This window comes from Alloyangia pacifica, from assembly GCF_900116195.1.
GTDB lineage: Bacteria > Pseudomonadota > Alphaproteobacteria > Rhodobacterales > Rhodobacteraceae > Salipiger > Salipiger pacificus.
In genome coordinates this window covers 328,794-344,205 of record NZ_FOZW01000006.1, presented here as the reverse complement: position 1 = coordinate 344,205, position 15,412 = coordinate 328,794, and the positions used below count along the sequence as shown (strand labels likewise).

The window sequence follows — 15,412 nt, the reverse complement described above, 5'->3', positions numbered from 1 at the left end:
GACACAAGAGTCATGTTCAAGAAACTTGCCCTTTCCGCCGTCGCGGCCCTGGGTCTCTTCTCCGGCAGCGCCTTCGCTGCCGGCGAGGGTGGCCACGTCGAGGACTTCGACTTCTCCTTCGAAGGTCCCTTCGGGGCCTACGACCAGGCGCAGCTGCAGCGCGGTCTGCAGATCTTCACCGAGGTCTGCTCCGCCTGTCACGGTCTGAAGTTCGTGCCGCTGCGCACCCTGGGTGACGAGGGCGGCCCCGGCCTGCCCGAGGACCAGGTGCGCGCCTATGCTGCGCAGAACTTCGAGGTCTATGACGCCGAGCTGGAAGACACGCGCCCGGCGATCCCGACCGACCACTTCCCCGAAAACAACGGCGTCGGCGCGCCCGACCTGTCGCTGATGGCCAAGGCGCGCGCGGGCTTCCACGGTCCCTATGGCACCGGCCTGTCGCAGCTGTTCAACGGCATGGGCGGCGCCGAATACATCGCCTCGATCCTCACCGGCTACACCGGCGAGACCAAGGTCGAAGCGGGCACCACCTTCTACGAGAACCATGCCTTCTCGACCGGCTGGATCGCCATGGCCCCGCCGCTTGCCGGTGAGGACGTGGAGTTCGCCGACGGTCACTCGAACGAGCTGCACCATGAGGCGCAGGACGTCGCGGCCTTCCTGATGTGGACCGCCGAGCCGAAGATGATGGCGCGCAAGCACGCGGGTTTCGTCGGGGTGCTGTTCCTGACCCTGCTGTCGGTGCTGCTCTATCTGACCAACAAGCGCATCTGGCGCCCGATCAAGCACAAGCCGGAGTGATCTTGGTTTGATGCGAAATAGAAGGCCCCGCCATTTGGCGGGGCCTTTTGCTTTTCGGGAGATATTTGCAGCGCCGGGAATCCGGGCCGAGGGCTGCCGGGCGAGCGCTGCGCTATTGGCCCAGGTACGCCCGCAGCGCCTCGGGGGGGCTGTCGAACAGCTCCTGTGTGTCTACCGGAGGATGCGCCACACCTTCGGCAACCAGCACCGTCTCCCCGGCGAAGCGGCGCGCATCCTGCGGGTCGTGGCTGACCAGCAGCACCAGCGCGCCAAGCTCGCCTGCCACCTCCTGCACAAGGTCCAGCATCTGGACTTTCAGCGCCGGCCCCAGCGCGGCAAAGGGCTCGTCGAGCGCGAGGATCGGCCTGGCCTGCAGCAGGACCCGCGCCAGCGCCGCACGGCTCTGTTGCCCGCCCGAGAGCGCGCCGGGTTTGCGCGCGGAAAGGCCGCCGAGGCCGACGCGCTCGAGCGCCTGCTCGACCTTGTGCGTCTCCTCTGCCGTCAGTCGTCCGCCGCCGGGGCGCAGGGCGAGGCCGAGGTTCCGGGCGAGGCTCAGATGCGGGAAGAGGTTGTTCTGCTGGAACAGCATGGCCACCGGGCGCTTGTCGGGCGGTGTGGCGGTCATGTCCCGCCCTTGCCAGAGAACGCGGCCCGCCCGAGGCGTCAAGAACCCGGCGACCAGATCGAGCAGGGTCGACTTGCCTGCGCCCGAGGGGCCGATGATCGCGACTCGGCGACCGGGCGGCAAGGTCAGGTCGGCAGATAGGCTGTAGTCGCCCTCGGTGTAGCGTAGCTTTTCAAGCGTCAACATTGGCGCGGCCTCCCCGGTCGCAGAGCCAGAAGGCCCCGAAGCTGAAGATCAGCAGCAGCAGTGCCGCCCCCGCCGCCGCCTCCATCTGGTAGGACCCCATGAGCCGGTAGACCTGCAGCGGCAGCGTCGCCCGTTCCGGGTCGGCAAAGAGCGCGATGACCCCCAGGTCGCCGATCGACAGCGCCGCCGTCAGCCCGGCGGCAAATCCCAGCGGGCGGCGCAGGCGCGGCAGTAGCACCAGCCGGAGCCAGGCCAGAGGCGTCAGCCCCAGCGCCATCGCCAGACGCGCGTAATCGGCGCGCACCGCCTCGGCTTCGGGGCGCAGGATGCGCAGGGCGAAGGGCAGGGCGACCAGAGCGTTGACCAGGGTGGTGACCGGTAGCGCGAGCGACAGCGGGTTGGCGAAGGGGCGCACGATAAGGAATAGCCCGGTGCCCAGCACCAGCGGCGAGACCGCGAGCCCGACCAGCCCCACCCATTCGCCCCAGCGGGTGGAGAGCGGCAGCGCCCAGGCGAGGCAGAGCAGGGTTGAGGCGAGCGCCACGGTCAGCGAGTTCCACGCGGCCTCCCAACTGCCGGCGCCAAGCTGCGCCAGCCCCGGCAGGCCGCGTGCGACGACCATGCCGAGCGGGGTCAGCAGGAAGAGCGCGGCGAGGGCGATCCATGCGGCGTCCATGATGCGTGGCAGGCCCACGCGCCCGTCCCAGCGGGTCACCATCCGGTCGAGTCCCGCGCCGAACCCGCCGCCGGTGCCGAGTCGCAGCGCCACCAGCCCGGCGGCCAGCGCGAGGCAGAGCTGGATCACCGAGAGCAGCGCCGCGCGACCGAGGTCGAAATCGAAGCGCACCGCCTGGTAGATCGCCAGTTCCACCGTCGTTGCGCGCGGCCCGCCGCCCAGCGTCAGGGCCACTGCAAAGCTCGACAGACAGATGACGAAGATTACCGCGAAGGCCCCCGGCGCGATGCGCAGAAGCATGGGTGCCTCGAGCGTGCGGAACATGGCCCGGGGCGAAAGCCCGAGCGAGGCGGCGAGGCGGAATCGCTCGGCGGGGATCGCCAGCCAGCCTTGCAACAGCAGCCGGGTTGCCAGCGGCAGGTTGAAGAAGACATGCGCGAGAACCACGCCGTGCAGCCCGTAGATGCTGAAGCCCGGCAGGCCGAGCGCCCTCAGCGCTTCGTTGACCAAGCCGTTCTGGCCGAAGACCGCGATCAGCCCCAGCACCGCCACGATGGTCGGCAGGATGAAGGGCGCGCCGAGCAGCGAAATGAGCAGACCGCGCCCTACAAAGCGTCGCCGCGCCAACGCGCGGGCGACGGGGATCGCCAGGACGACCGAGAAGAACGCCGACAGCAGCGACTGCAAGAGCGTGAAGCGCAGCGCCTGCCAGTCACCGGGGCCGAGCGTGCCCCAGCCTCCGGCGCGGGTCAGCACCGCCACCACCGGGCCGAGCACCAGGGCAAGTATCAGCCCGGCGGCGGCGATCGCGGCGCTTACTGCGACAGGCCGCGACGCCATGCCTCGATGGCCCCGTCGCGCAGCGCGGCGGCCTCGTCCTCGGAGTAGAACAGGACCTTGCTCGGCAGCTCGAGCTCCTTGAAGCCCTCGGGCCACTGCTCATGCGGCAGGGCGGCGGGGAAGGACCAGTTGCCGGTGGCGATCATCTGCTGGAACTCAGGGGTCAGGATGAAGTCCATGAACTGCTGCGCCAGCTCGGGCTGGTCGGTCGTTGCGACCTTGGCGGCCAATTCGACCATGAAGTAGTTCCCCTCGGGGAAGATCAGCGCCTTCTTGGTGTGATCGTCCTCGGCGATGATGTGATAGGCAGGCGAGGTGGTGTAGCTCAGCACCATGTCGGCTTCGCCGTCGGTGAAGAGGCCGTAGCTTTCCGACCAGCCCTTGGTGACCGTCAGGATCTTCGGTGCCAGCTTGCGCCAGGCCTCCTCGGCCTCGTCGCCGTAGACCGCCTCGACCCAGAGCGCCATGGCGAGGCCCGAGATCGAGCTGCGGGGGTCCTGGATGACGATCTTCAGATCGTCCGGCGCATCGAGCAGCGCGTCGAAGCTGGTGGGTGGCTCGGGTAGGCGCGTGGTGTCGTAGATGAAGGCCGTCTCGCCGTAGTTGTACGGAAGGAAGGTGTCGTCGGTCCAGTCGATCGGCAGCGTGAGCGGCGAGAGATCGACCCCATGCGGCGCGAAGAGGCCGCTCTCGCGCGCCTTCTTGGTGACATCGGTGTTGAGGCCAAAGACCACGTCGGCCTCGGTTCGCTCACCCTCGAGCAGCAGGCGCGGCAGCAGGTCGCCGGGCTTGAATTGCAGGTCGCAGCCGCAGCGCGCCTCGAACATCTCCTCGATCTTCGGGCCGGGGCCCCATTCCGAGACGACATAGTCGCCGGCGTAGACGGTGAGGACATTCTCTTGCGCCAGCGCCGAGCTGGCAAAGAGACATCCCGCTGCAAAGGTGATCGCCTTCATGGCATCCTCCAAATTTGCGGCGAGAGGGCAAGATGGGCCGCTGGGCTGAGCTCCGGGCCGTGACCTTCCCTCCGCCGGTGTTAACCGGGTCAGGTTCAACGGGTTCGCGAATTGCATCTCAGCCGGCGCTTGCGCGGCGCGGCACCCCGAGGTAGCGCAAGACCTAGCCGGGGAGGCGGTCTCTGGCAAGGTGATTTGCTCGGGGCGCAGTTGCGTTGCAAGCGCCCCGGGGGCGAGACAATTCCCTTGAGGCAGGGGCCGTGCTGCCATAACAGACTGGCCTGAAAGGCGGGCCCGCGCGGCGGACCCCGGCAAGCATTCACCCGGACGGCACGACACAGGAGACCCGACCATGAGCCTCAACACCTTCGGCCATCTCTTCCGCGTCACCACCTGGGGCGAGAGCCACGGGCCGGCGCTTGGTGCCACTGTGGATGGCTGCCCGCCGGGCGTGCCGGTCGACGAGGCGGCGCTGCAGCGCTGGCTCGACCTGCGCAAGCCGGGGCAGAACAAGTATACCACCCAGCGGCGCGAGCCCGACGCGGTGCGGATTCTCTCGGGGGTCTTCGAGGGGCAGACCACCGGCACCCCGGTGCAGCTGATGATCGAGAACACCGACCAGCGGTCCAAGGATTATTCCGAGATCGCCGCAAAGTTCCGCCCGGGCCATGCCGACATCACCTATTTCCAGAAGTACGGCATCCGCGACTACCGTGGCGGCGGCCGTTCCTCGGCGCGCGAAACCGCAGCGCGGGTGGCCGCGGGCGGCCTGGCGCGGGCGGCGCTGGCCGAGTTGGCACCGAACCTGCAGATCACCGGCTACATGGTGCAGATGGGGCCGCGGGGCATTGATCGGGCGCGCTTCGACTGGGACGAGATCGCGCGCAACCCCTTCTGGTGCCCGGATGCCGAAGCTGCGGAGGGCTGGGCGGATTACCTCGACAGCCTGCGCAAGTCCGGCGACAGCGTCGGCGCGGTGATCGAGGTCACGGCTCGGGGGGTCCCGGCGGGGCTGGGCGCGCCGATCTACGGCAAGCTCGACACCGACTTGGCGGCGGCGATGATGTCGATCAACGCGGTGAAGGCCGTAGAGATCGGCGAGGGTATGGCGGCGGCGATGCTGACCGGTACCGAGAATGCCGACGAGATCACCATGGGGCCGGACGGGCCGGTCTACAGCTCGAACCACGCGGGCGGCATTCTGGGCGGTATTTCCACCGGGCAGGACGTTGTGGTGCGCTTCGCGGTGAAACCAACCTCGTCGATCCTGACGCCCCGCAAGACGCTGACCGTGACCGGCGAGGAGACCGAGATCGTCACCAAGGGCCGGCATGATCCCTGCGTCGGCATCCGGGCGGTGCCGGTGGGCGAGGCGATGATGGCCTGCGTGATCCTCGACCACTTGCTGCTGCACCGCGGTCAGATCGGAGCGAACCGCGGCCATATTGGCTGACCGCTCTCTGACGCTGGCGCGCCGCTGCACCATCTGCTCTGCTGGCGTGTGGTGTACCTCACATGGCGCGATCGGGTGTCATGACGGGCGCGCAACGCCGCAGGGCCGATAGGGTCGTCCAGCAACAGAGTAGCATGCGACGGCGCATGCTTGCCGCGCGACCGCTGGCGGCATGTGGCGCTGCGGGGCCCATGGGGGTGGGGTCAGAACTCTTCCCAGCTTACGTCGTCGCCGACCGCGGCGCGGGGCGCGGGCGCCGTCGCGGGGGGTGTCGAAGGCGGGGCCGGCTCGAAAGCCTCGATCGGGACGGCCAGCGGCGTGACCTCGGAGCTGTCGGCGTCGCTTGTGCCGGTGAAACGGTTGAGCTGCGACAGAAGGCGATCGGCCTCGCTGTTGAGCTGGTCGCTGGCGGTGCTGGTTTCACCGACCATCGCGGCGTTCTGCTGGGTGACCTTGTCGAGTTCCGCGACACCGACGTTTATTTCCTGCAGGCCCGCCGCCTGTTCCTTGGCTGCCGTGGCGATCTCGGCGACCAGGTCGGATACCTCGCTGACATTGCGGACGATGTCCGACAGGGCTGTCCCGGTTTGTTCGACCAGCTGGCCGCCATCCTTGACCTGTTGCGAGCTGTTGGAGACCAGCGCCTTGATCTCCCGGGCGGATTCGGACGCGCGCTGGGCGAGTGAGCGGACCTCGGAGGCGACGACCGAGAAGCCCTTGCCGGATTCCCCGGCGCGCGCGGCCTCTACCCCGGCATTGAGGGCGAGCAGATTGGTCTGGAAGGCGATGTCGTCGATCACCCCGATGATTTGGGTGATCTGGTCCGAGGAGGCGGCGATGGAGCCCATGGCCGACAGCGCCTTTTCCATTACCGCGCCGCCCTCTTCGGCCCGCCGCCGGCCCTCGCCGACGCGGCGGTCGGCATCCTCGGCGCGGTCGGCGGCGGCGCGCACGCTGGAGGACAGCTGTTCCAGCGCGGCGGCGGATTCCTCGAGCGTGGCGGCCTGTACCTCGGAACGCCGAGACATGTCGCGGGACATGGAGGACAGTTCCTTGGAGTTGCGCTGCACCGTGTCGGCGGAGGCGCGTAGCGAGCTGACCAATGCGCTGATACCCTCTGACAGGGCGTTGAAATCCTCGCACAGGCGCACCGCGCTCTCGTCGAGGCTGCGCCATTCCTCGGCGTCGAGCCTGTGGCCGCTATCTCCACGCGCGAGGTTGCCCATGGCGGCGCCCAGCGATCGGAAGAGGGCTAGCCGCCGATCGTTGGCGGCGCGTTCCTGCGCAGCGCCTTCTTCGGCCCGCAGCAGCCGGTTGCGCAGCTCTTCGAGGTTGCGGGCGATGGACCCCGCCTCGTCGCCGCGCGCCTGCCCCTCGATCTCGGTGGCGTATTCGCCCTGGGCGATCCGCTGGACCGAGCCTGCCGCGGTCTGGAAGGGGCGGGCGAGGAGCTTTCCGAAACCGAGGACGCAGACCAGCGAGAGGACCACGGCCACCGCATTCGCCCCGACCAGCATGAGAAAGCCGGTGTCGACAGCCTCGCTCGCGAGGTCCTCTGCGCGGCCGGCGGAGAGGTGGAGCTCCTCGCGCATGGCGGTCACCTCGGTCCGGGCCTTGTCGATCGCCGGCAGCAGGACGGAACTGATGTGACTGTCGCGCTCGAAGATCGTGAAGCCCGGGATCGTCAGCGTTTCGATTTGCGGAACCAGCCCCTTTGCCAGCGCCGCGACCGCCTGCAGCCGGGTCAGGAACTCGGGGCGTCTGGCCTCGGCCGAGGCGGGGGTCATGAAGGCATCGGCATTTTCGTCCACCAGGGTCTGCACGGCCAGCAGATTGGTGCGCAGCTCGTCGAGCGGCCCCAGCCCGCCATGTTCGTAATGGAGGATCGCTAGGCCGGAGTGATCGATCTGGGACTGTATGGTGTTCAGCACAGTACTCTGCCGCCGGAGATCATTTCCGAAATCCAGGCTGTTCGACATGCGCATCTGGATGACGCCCGATGCCACGGCGAGGGACAGCGTCAGCAACATGAAGACCGATCCAAGGACAAGCAATTGTACGCGGATAGAGAACCTGCTCATGACCCATTCCTGCTCGAGACATGGCGCGGTGCGCGCCGGACATGCCTTCGCTAGCAGCGGGGGGTAAACAAACTCTTCGTGCGCGGGGAAATCGCAGCGATTTCGGTGCAGATTTCCGTGAGGCAAGGGGCAAAAAGCCGGCGCCCCCGCAGAGACTTGCGGGGGCGCCTTGGTGCATCGGGTGGCCCGCGCGGGGCAGGGCGCGCGCTTCTTGCCGCCCGTTACATGTTGCCGCCGAGCAGCGCCGCATTGCCGCCCGAGGCCGTGGTGTCGATGCAGACGTGACGCTCGGCGCGGGCGTGGCCCTTGTCCGGCGCGCCGGTGATGAGCGACAGGATCGGGCCCTCGCGTCCCGCCAGCGCGCGGCGGTAGGCCGCGGCCTGTTCCGCATCGCCCCACCAGAGCGCCGCCGAGATGCCTGCCAGAGTGGCCAGCGTGTCCGGCGCGACCTTGCCATGCGCGGTGACCGCCACGCCACCGAGCGTGCGGATCGCCTCGGCCTGCGCCTCGGCGGCGTCCTGTCCCGGACCCATGCAGAGCACCGGCTCGCGCGCCAGCGTCATGTACTGGTTGGCCTCGCCGGTCGGGCCGGGCAGGTCGCGGCGCTCGGGTTGCGGTGCGCGCCCGGCGTTCGCCAGTGCCTGCTCGATCCGCGCCGGAACCTCTTCGGTGCTCCAGGCCGTGCCGTCCTGCGGAGCGGGATGGGCGCGGAAGCGGTCGACGTAGAGCGGACCGCCTGCCTTGGGGCCGGTGCCCGAGAGCCCCTCGCCGCCAAAGGGCTGGCTGCCGACGATGGCGCCGATCTGGTTGCGGTTGACGTAGATGTTGCCGGCGTGGACGCGCTCGGTGACGTGCTGCACGCGGTCGTCGATACGGGTCTGCAGGCCGAAGGTGAGACCGTAGCCGCGGGCGTTGATCGCATCGATCACCGCGTCGAGCTCGGACGACTTGAAGGTGGCAAGGTGCAGCACGGGGCCGAAGATCTCGCGCTCCAGATCGTCGATGCCGCCGACCTTGATCAGCGTCGGGGCGACGAAATGGCCCTCCGCGGGGATGGCAATCTCATGCATCAGGCGGCCCTCGGCGCGGGCTGTCTCGACATGTCGGGCGATGCCTTCCTTGGCCTCGGCGTCGATCACCGGGCCGAGGTCGGTCGAGAGGTGCCAGGGGGTGCCCGGCTTCAGCACGTCCATGGCGCCTTTCAGCATTTCGGTGAAGTGCGGGGCGATGTCCTCCTGCACGTAGAGGCAGCGCAGGGCCGAGCAGCGCTGGCCCGCCGACTGGAAGGCCGACTCGACGATGGCGCGGACTGCCTGCTCGGGCAGGGCGGTGCTGTCGACGATCATCGCGTTGAGACCGCCGGTCTCGGCGATGAAGGGCGTGCCGGGCGCCAGGTGCTTGGCGATCGAGCGGTGGATGATCTGCGCGGTCTCGGTGGAGCCGGTGAAGGCGACGCCTTTCACCGCGGGGTTCGAGGTCAGCGCGGCACCCACGTCGCCGGCGCCGGGCAGCAGTTGCAGGGCAGAGGCGGGCACGCCGGCCTCGTGCAGCAGTTCGACGGCGCGGAAGGCGATCAGCGAGGTCTGCTCGGCCGGTTTGGCGAGCACGGCGTTGCCGGCCGCCAGCGCGGCGGAGAGCTGGCCGGTGAAGATCGCCAGCGGGAAGTTCCACGGGCTGATGCAGGCAAAGACGCCCTGCGGCGCGGCACCTTCGGTGCGGGCCGCGTAGTAGCGCAGGAAGTCCACCGCCTCGCGCAGCTCGGCCACGGCGTCGAGCTGGGTCTTGCCGGCCTCACGGGCGAGCAGGGCGAAGAACTCGCCGAAGTTCGCCTCGTAGAGATCGGCGGCCTTGTTCAGGATCGCGGCCCGCTCCTGCGGGGTGGCGGCCCAGGGCTGGGCAGCGCCCGCGGCGGCGGCCACGGTCTCGGCGCTCGCCCAGGTGATCTCGCCGGTCTTGGCGAGGGTCGCGGGATCCAGCACGTCTTCGGTCGTGCCCGCGGGGGCCTCCACGGCGAGCAGCGGGCGGGCTTTCCAGATGGTGCTCTCGAAGGGCGCGCGGGCGCTCTCGACGCGCTCGATGGTCGGGCGGTCGGTCAGGTCGAAGCCCTCGGAGTTGGCGCGCTCGGGCTGGAACAGCTCGGGGCCGCGGGCGAGGCTGCGCGAGTCCTCGGCCGAGAACGGATCGGCCGCGACGGTCTCGGGCGGCACGCTTTCGTCGACGATCTGGTTGACGAAGGAGCTGTTGGCACCGTTCTCCAGCAGGCGGCGGACGAGATAGGCCAGCAGGTCGCGGTGCGCGCCGACGGGCGCGTAGATGCGGCAGCGGGTCTTTTCCTGCTCGTGCACGATCTCGTGCAGCCGCTCGCCCATGCCGTGCAGGCGCTGGAACTCGAAGCTGTCGCGGTCATCGCCTGCCATCTCGAGGATCGCCGCCACCGTGTGGGCGTTGTGTCCGGCGAACTGCGGGTAGATGCGGTCGGTCATGCCGAGCAGCTTGCGGGCGTTGGCGATGTAGGAAATGTCGGTGTTGTGCTTGGCGGTGAAGACCGGGAAGTCGGTCAGGCCCATGACCTGCGCGCGCTTGATCTCCATGTCCCAATAGGCACCCTTCACGAGGCGCACCATGATCTTGCGGTCGAGCCGCTGTGCGGTGGCATAGAGCCAGTCGAGGGTCTGGCTGGCGCGCTTGCCGTAGGCTTGCACCACCACGCCGAAGCCGTCCCAGCCTGCCAGCGAGGGCGCGGCCAGCGCCGCCTCGATCACGTCGAGCGAGATGGCGAGGCGGTCGGCCTCCTCGGCGTCGATGTTGAGGCCGATCTTCGCCTTGGCCGCCATCTCGCAGAGCTCGACGAGGCGCGGCACGAGCACGCGCATGACGTCGTCGTGCTGGCCCTCTTCGTAGCGCGCGTAGAGCGCCGACAGCTTCACCGAGATCCCGGGGTTGTCGCGCAGGTCGTTCTTCTTGGCGGCCGTGCCGATCGCCTTGATCGCATCGGCATAGGCCTTGAAGTAGCGCAGGGCGTCGGGCTCGGTGCGGGCGGCTTCGCCCAGCATGTCGTAGCTGTAGGTGTAGCCCTTGGCTTCCTGCTGTGCGCCACGCTTCATGGCGCTCTGGATGGTCTCGCCCAGCACGAACTGCGCGCCCATCTCCTTCATCGCGCGGCCGACGGCCTTGCGGATCACCGGCTCGCCGAGACGGCGCACGGCCGAGCGCAGGTGGCCGACCGGACCGGGGCGCTGGTTCGGGTCGAGCACCTTGCCGGTCAGCAACAGGGCCCAGGTCGAGGCGTTGACCAGCGGCGAGGTCGAGCGGCCCATGTGCTTGCCCCAGTCGGAGGGGGCGATCTTGTCCTCGATCAGCGCGTCGATGGTCTCGGCGTCGGGAACGCGCAGCAGCGCCTCGGCAAGGCACATCAGGGCGATGCCCTCGTCGGTCGACAGGCCGTATTCGGCGAGGAAGACCTCCATAAGCCCTGGCTTGGCGCTGGAGCGGATAGCGCGGACCAGATCGGCGCCCTTGGCATTGATCCGCGCCCGATCGCCCTCGGTCAGGGCGGCGAGATCGCGCAGGCGGGCAATGGTTTTCGCCTCATCGGCGTAGGTTGCGGCATCCATCTCGGCGCGCAGGTCGGAAAGGGTGTCGTAAGGCATGGTGGTCTCCAGACGTTTGCCCTATGCTATCTCAGGTTCCAAAGTCCATTTTCCTGAAGATGGTATTTTTGAAAGGCGGGTTCTCTTAAAATGATGGAAGTCACGATGCAAAACGTCACGGACGAGTTTGACCGCTTCGACCGTGCGATTCTCACCACCCTGGCCGAGGAGGGGCGGCTCTCGATCACCGAACTGGCAAAGCGCATCGGCCTGTCGAAAAGCCCGACGCAGGCGCGTCTTCGTCGGCTCGAGGACTTGGGGGTGATCCGTGGCTACCGCGCGATTCTCGACCCCATCCAACTTGGCCTCGATCACGTGGCCTTTGTCGAGGTCCGCATGTCCGACACGCGCGAAACTTCGCTCGAAGCCTTCAACAAGGCGGTCACCGCGATCCCTGAAATTGAGCAAGTGCATTTGATTGCCGGAAATTTCGACTATCTTCTAAAGGTGAGGACCTCGGACATGCGCAGCTACCGGCGGGTTCTGGCCGAAAAGCTTTCGACGCTGCCGCATGTCTCGACCACGTCGACCTATGTCGCCATGCAGGCGGTGAAAGAGGACGGTCTGGCGGAGATCGCTGACTGACGACAGCCGCGCCGCCTCGGTCCCGGGCGCACCGGGAGAAAAGGAGTGTTGGCATGGTGACCCGTTGGATTCTTTCAATATTTCTCGTGGCAGCGGGGCCGTCAGTCGCGGAAAACACCGCGGAAAGCGCTGCGGAAAACGCCGAAGGCAGGCTGCCGGTGCACATCGGGCTGTCCTGCGCCGACGCGACGCTGGCGCTGACGTTGCAGGGCGAGAGCGGCAGGCTCTTCTTCAGCGGTGCCGAGATGCCGATGGCGCGGGCGCGCAGCGCGTCCGGCGTGAAGTTCGATTCGATCGACGATCCGGAAACCCACGTCTGGACCAAGGGCGACGAGGCCATGGTGCGGATCGCCGGGCAGGACCTGAAAGGATGCCGGGTCGACCGTGTGTCGCGTGTCACGGAAACGCAATGGCAGATGGTGCGCCTCGACGGGGCACAGATCGAGGCGACGCCTGCCGAGCTCACGTTCGAGGCAGACGGGACGCTCTCCGGGCAGGCCGGCTGCGACAGGCTGACGGGCAGCTGGGCCGCACCAGAGGCCGGAGCCCTGACGCTTGCGGTTGACGCGTCTCGCGCCGACGGCTGTCCGGCAGAAGACGCGGCGCGCGGAGAGGCCTTGCTCGCGGCCATGCAGGAGCTGACCAGCATCGGGTTTTCCGCGGAGGGCGAGCTGGAATTGCGGGCAGGTGACGTGACGCGGCTCACCGCAACACACTGACAGCAAAGACTGGCCAAGCGCGTCTGGATGCGGCACAGAGGGCACGGGCCCGCGTGGTGGAATGGTAGACACAGGGGACTTAAAATCCCTAGCCTTCACGGCGTGCCGGTTCGAGTCCGGCCGCGGGTACCAAACTTCAGGTCGCATCTGCGCTTGCGCCTCGGGCTGCCGATAGCGGCCATCTTCCTGATATTCCCCAAGGTCTACAGGCACCGCGCGCCATTTCCGAAGGGCCCGGGGCCGAAGGGGGCGGCGATCGGATGCGGGGGGCGTCCTGCACCGGAGGCCTAGTTCAGGGTGACGCTTCTGCTGCCCGCTCACCTTGAGGGTCCGCGGCAGATCCGCATGGCTCTCGGAGGGGGTTCTCGGTTGGGCTGTGGTCCATCCGAGAAGCGCGGCGACCTCGGAAGTGGGCCCGGCGAGGAGCCCCGCGGAAAAAGGGGCCCTCTGGCGGCGAGGAAAAAAGGTTAACGGATCCGGCGCGAATCTGGCTATCGTTTGTGAATTGTTTGAAAATTATGGAGTTGGCGGTGGCGGAAGAGTCGATCCACCCGTTGGCCCCGGACCACATTCCCGGATACGTGGCCGGCGCCGATGGCAGTGATGTTTTGTTCACGGCGATGACGATTTTCGGTATCGCGCTCATCATCGGTCTGGGCGTCATCTACCTGACGCTGCATTCCATCCCAGAGCGGATGGCGCATAAATCCAGCCACCCACAGCTGCAGATTGTCGGCATCCTCGCGCTGCTTGCCCTGTTCACCCACAACAACCTGTTCTGGGTTGCGGCGGTGCTGGTCGCGGGCTTCCAGTTTCCGGACATGCTCTCGCCACTGCAATCCATCGCGCGCTCGCTGGCGCGTCTCGCGGGGCGCCCGGTCGAGGAGGAGATCGCCGAGGCCAAGGCGACCGAACCGACCTTCCACCACCGTGACGGGGAGGGCTGACCATGCTCGAGGCCATTCTCTGTTCGCTGGTCACGCTGGTGCCGGACTACCTCTATCGCCGCTACGCGCAGGGCAAGCGGTTCGGGCAGGAGCTGACGCTTTTCTCGGTCTGGTACGAGCTGCGCTGGGGGTTGACGCTCTGGATCTTCCTGACCGTCACGCTGATCACCGTGCTTTTCTACTTCCACCCTGCCAGTCTCTCGGTGTCCTCCTATTTCCTCACGGTGACGATCCTGCCGCAGGTGAGCGGGCGGGTTGCCGAGATTTACGTGGACAACAACCAGAGAGTCGCCGCGGGAGACCCGCTGGTGCGGCTCGACGGGCTGTCGCAGCAGGCGCAGGTGGATGCGGCACAGGCACTGCTGGCGGAGACCGAAGCCTCGGCCAAGCTGGCGCAGACCGACCTCGCGCAGGCCGATGCCGGGATCGCGCAGGCGCGCGCGGCGCTGGTGCAGGCGCAGGAGGAGCTGCAGCGCAACGAACAGCTGCGCGACCAAGGGTCGAGCGCGGTGCGGCTTGTCGAGATCGAGCGCTACGAGAACATCGTCGACCAGCGCGAGGCGCAGCTGCGCGCCGCGGAGCTGCAGAAGGAAAGCGCCCAGCAGCAGATCGACGAGGTGCTGCCTGCCAAGCTCGAAAGCGCCCGGGCGCAGCTGGCACTGGCCAAGGCGGAAATGGATAAGACGCTGATCTCAGCCGGGGTCGATGGGCGCATCGAGCAACTGGCCCTGCAGGTCGGGGATTTCATCAGCCCGCTTGCCCGGCCCGCGGGCATCTTCGTGCCCACCGGCGCTGGGGCCGAGCGCTTTCAGGCCGGGTTCAATCAGATCGCCGCGCAGGTGATCCACCCGGGAATGGTCGGCGAGATGGGCTGCATGAGCAAGCCGCTCGACATCATCCCCATGGTGGTGACCGAGGTGCAGGACGTGATCCCCTCGGGGCAGTTGCGCCCCTCGGACCGGCTGGTCGACCCGCAGGACGACGTGCGTCCGGGCAGCGTGCTGGTCTATCTCGAGCCGCTCTACACCGACCAGCCGACCAACGTGCCGCCGGGCAGCAGCTGCTCGGTCATGCTCTACACCGACAACCACCATCGGCTGGAACACGAGGAAATGGGCACCGGGAAGCGCATCTTCTTGCACGTGGTCGACACCATCGGCGTGGTGCATGCAGCCGGGCTGCGGCTGCGCATGCTGTTCCTGCCGGTGCAGACGCTGGTCTTCTCCGGCGGCCACTGACGCAGGGCAGGGCGGGTGTTCAGGCCGCCTGTGGCAGGCTCTCGAGATGCGCGAGCACCTCGCCGAGCGGCAGCACGTCCGCGTAACGCCGCCCCATGTCGCCGAGATTGGCGGCATGGGTCTGCGGATCGTGGTCGCCGACGCATTCCTCGGGGATAATCACCCGGAAGCCATGCGAGAAGGCGTCGATCACAGACGCTCGGATGCAGCCCGAGGTGGCGCAGCCGGTGACGATCACCGTGTCCACGCCCTCTTGGGTGAAGAAGCTCGAAACGCCGGTCTGGAAGAAGATCGAGGGCGCGCGCTTGATCACCTGCGTGTCGTAGGCGGGGTCGAGGATGCGGGGGTCGAACTCGCAGCCGGGGGTGCCGAGGATCCAGTTCTCCACGTCGGCGATCTTCCAGCGCAGCGCGTCGCGGGCCGAGCTGTAGCCAGTGACGCAGCTGGCGACCGGCAGGCCCGCGGCGCGGGCCGGGGCGAGCAGCCGGGCGGTGGCCTCGACCGAAGCATCGATGCGCGCGCCGCCGCCCATGGGGAAGGCCGGGTCGGTCAGGCTGCGCTGGAAGTCGACGACGACGACCCCGCAGCGCCGGCCAAAGCCGATCTGCCCGCTGCCAAAGCCGAGTGCGGAATAACGGGTGAGCATGTCCATGGG

12 protein-coding genes, 1 tRNA gene and 1 riboswitch are annotated in these 15,412 nt (G+C 67.9%); of the genes, 7 read left to right on the top strand and 6 right to left on the bottom strand.

Annotated elements, in window-relative coordinates; genetic code table 11:
* The first annotated feature begins 12 nt into the window (after positions 1 to 12).
* Positions 13 to 801 (top strand): cytochrome c1, encoded by a 789-nt coding sequence (locus BM397_RS14890; RefSeq protein WP_092424842.1) that lies wholly within the window; start codon positions 13 to 15, stop codon positions 799 to 801.
* A gap of 112 nt (positions 802 to 913) precedes the next feature.
* Here the strand turns inward: BM397_RS14890 and BM397_RS14885 are convergent, their stop codons facing one another.
* From BM397_RS14885 to BM397_RS14875, 3 genes are read right to left on the bottom strand one after another with little or no spacing between them, the layout of a single operon-like run.
* Positions 914 to 1,612: a thiamine ABC transporter ATP-binding protein gene (locus tag BM397_RS14885; RefSeq protein ID WP_092424844.1), complete on the bottom strand. Its 699-nt coding sequence runs from the start codon at positions 1,610 to 1,612 to the stop codon at positions 914 to 916.
* Positions 1,599 to 3,128 carry a thiamine/thiamine pyrophosphate ABC transporter permease ThiP gene (locus BM397_RS14880; protein WP_092424846.1) on the bottom strand — a complete coding sequence of 510 codons (1,530 nt, stop codon included), beginning with the start codon at positions 3,126 to 3,128 and terminating at the stop codon, positions 1,599 to 1,601. Before BM397_RS14880 ends, BM397_RS14885 begins: the two co-directional genes overlap by 14 nt.
* Positions 3,104 to 4,084: a thiamine ABC transporter substrate-binding protein gene (locus BM397_RS14875; RefSeq protein WP_092424848.1), complete on the bottom strand. Its 981-nt coding sequence runs from the start codon at positions 4,082 to 4,084 to the stop codon at positions 3,104 to 3,106. Before BM397_RS14875 ends, BM397_RS14880 begins: the two co-directional genes overlap by 25 nt.
* 49 nt (positions 4,085 to 4,133) lie before the next feature.
* Positions 4,134 to 4,243, bottom strand: a riboswitch (TPP riboswitch).
* 193 nt (positions 4,244 to 4,436) lie between these two features.
* Here BM397_RS14875 and aroC point away from each other — a divergent pair.
* The gene (gene aroC, locus BM397_RS14870) at positions 4,437 to 5,537 is read left to right on the top strand and encodes a chorismate synthase (RefSeq protein ID WP_092424850.1); all 1,101 of its coding nucleotides are present in this window, start codon (positions 4,437 to 4,439) and stop codon (positions 5,535 to 5,537) included.
* A gap of 203 nt (positions 5,538 to 5,740) precedes the next feature.
* Here the strand turns inward: aroC and BM397_RS14865 are convergent, their stop codons facing one another.
* The gene (locus BM397_RS14865; protein ID WP_092424852.1) at positions 5,741 to 7,618 is read right to left on the bottom strand and encodes a methyl-accepting chemotaxis protein; all 1,878 of its coding nucleotides are present in this window, start codon (positions 7,616 to 7,618) and stop codon (positions 5,741 to 5,743) included.
* Between the two features lie 221 nt (positions 7,619 to 7,839).
* Positions 7,840 to 11,268 (bottom strand): bifunctional proline dehydrogenase/L-glutamate gamma-semialdehyde dehydrogenase PutA, encoded by a 3,429-nt coding sequence (putA, locus tag BM397_RS14860; protein WP_092424854.1) that lies wholly within the window; start codon positions 11,266 to 11,268, stop codon positions 7,840 to 7,842.
* 105 nt (positions 11,269 to 11,373) lie between these two features.
* Here putA and BM397_RS14855 point away from each other — a divergent pair, with 105 nt between their 5' ends.
* From BM397_RS14855 to BM397_RS14835, 5 genes are all read left to right on the top strand, one after another.
* Positions 11,374 to 11,853: an Lrp/AsnC family transcriptional regulator gene (locus BM397_RS14855; protein WP_092425481.1), complete on the top strand. Its 480-nt coding sequence runs from the start codon at positions 11,374 to 11,376 to the stop codon at positions 11,851 to 11,853.
* Between the two features lie 53 nt (positions 11,854 to 11,906).
* Positions 11,907 to 12,572, top strand: coding sequence for an META domain-containing protein (locus BM397_RS14850; RefSeq protein WP_092424856.1), 666 nt, complete (start codon positions 11,907 to 11,909; stop codon positions 12,570 to 12,572).
* A gap of 47 nt (positions 12,573 to 12,619) precedes the next feature.
* Positions 12,620 to 12,704 (top strand) — tRNA-Leu (locus BM397_RS14845).
* Between the two features lie 398 nt (positions 12,705 to 13,102).
* Positions 13,103 to 13,519, top strand: a complete 417-nt coding sequence (locus BM397_RS14840; protein ID WP_245696069.1) for a hypothetical protein — start codon at positions 13,103 to 13,105, stop codon at positions 13,517 to 13,519.
* Positions 13,520 to 13,521: 2 nt separating this feature from the next.
* Complete coding sequence (locus tag BM397_RS14835) at positions 13,522 to 14,757, top strand: HlyD family secretion protein (RefSeq protein ID WP_092567402.1); 1,236 nt, start codon at positions 13,522 to 13,524, stop codon at positions 14,755 to 14,757.
* A 19-nt stretch (positions 14,758 to 14,776) separates the two neighbouring features.
* Here the strand turns inward: BM397_RS14835 and BM397_RS14830 are convergent, their stop codons facing one another.
* A complete protein-coding gene (locus BM397_RS14830) occupies positions 14,777 to 15,409 on the bottom strand; it encodes an isochorismatase family protein (RefSeq protein WP_245696070.1) in 633 nt (210 codons plus the stop codon).
* Between the last annotated feature and the right edge of the window lie 3 nt (positions 15,410 to 15,412).

Bases quoted from the DNA above. Each gene is read 5' to 3' on its own strand.
- BM397_RS14830 (WP_245696070.1), bottom strand. From the start codon at position 15,409: ATGGACATGCTCACCCGTTATTCCGCACTCGGCTTTGGCAGCGGGCAG.
- BM397_RS14855 (WP_092425481.1), top strand. From the start codon at position 11,374: ATGCAAAACGTCACGGACGAGTTTGACCGCTTCGACCGTGCGATTCTC.
- BM397_RS14890 (WP_092424842.1), top strand. From the start codon at position 13: ATGTTCAAGAAACTTGCCCTTTCCGCCGTCGCGGCCCTGGGTCTCTTC.
- BM397_RS14865 (WP_092424852.1), bottom strand. From the start codon at position 7,618: ATGAGCAGGTTCTCTATCCGCGTACAATTGCTTGTCCTTGGATCGGTC.
- BM397_RS14885 (WP_092424844.1), bottom strand. From the start codon at position 1,612: ATGTTGACGCTTGAAAAGCTACGCTACACCGAGGGCGACTACAGCCTA.
- putA (WP_092424854.1), bottom strand. From the start codon at position 11,268: ATGCCTTACGACACCCTTTCCGACCTGCGCGCCGAGATGGATGCCGCA.
- BM397_RS14880 (WP_092424846.1), bottom strand. From the start codon at position 3,128: ATGGCGTCGCGGCCTGTCGCAGTAAGCGCCGCGATCGCCGCCGCCGGG.
- BM397_RS14835 (WP_092567402.1), top strand. From the start codon at position 13,522: ATGCTCGAGGCCATTCTCTGTTCGCTGGTCACGCTGGTGCCGGACTAC.
- BM397_RS14875 (WP_092424848.1), bottom strand. From the start codon at position 4,084: ATGAAGGCGATCACCTTTGCAGCGGGATGTCTCTTTGCCAGCTCGGCG.
- aroC (WP_092424850.1), top strand. From the start codon at position 4,437: ATGAGCCTCAACACCTTCGGCCATCTCTTCCGCGTCACCACCTGGGGC.
- BM397_RS14850 (WP_092424856.1), top strand. From the start codon at position 11,907: ATGGTGACCCGTTGGATTCTTTCAATATTTCTCGTGGCAGCGGGGCCG.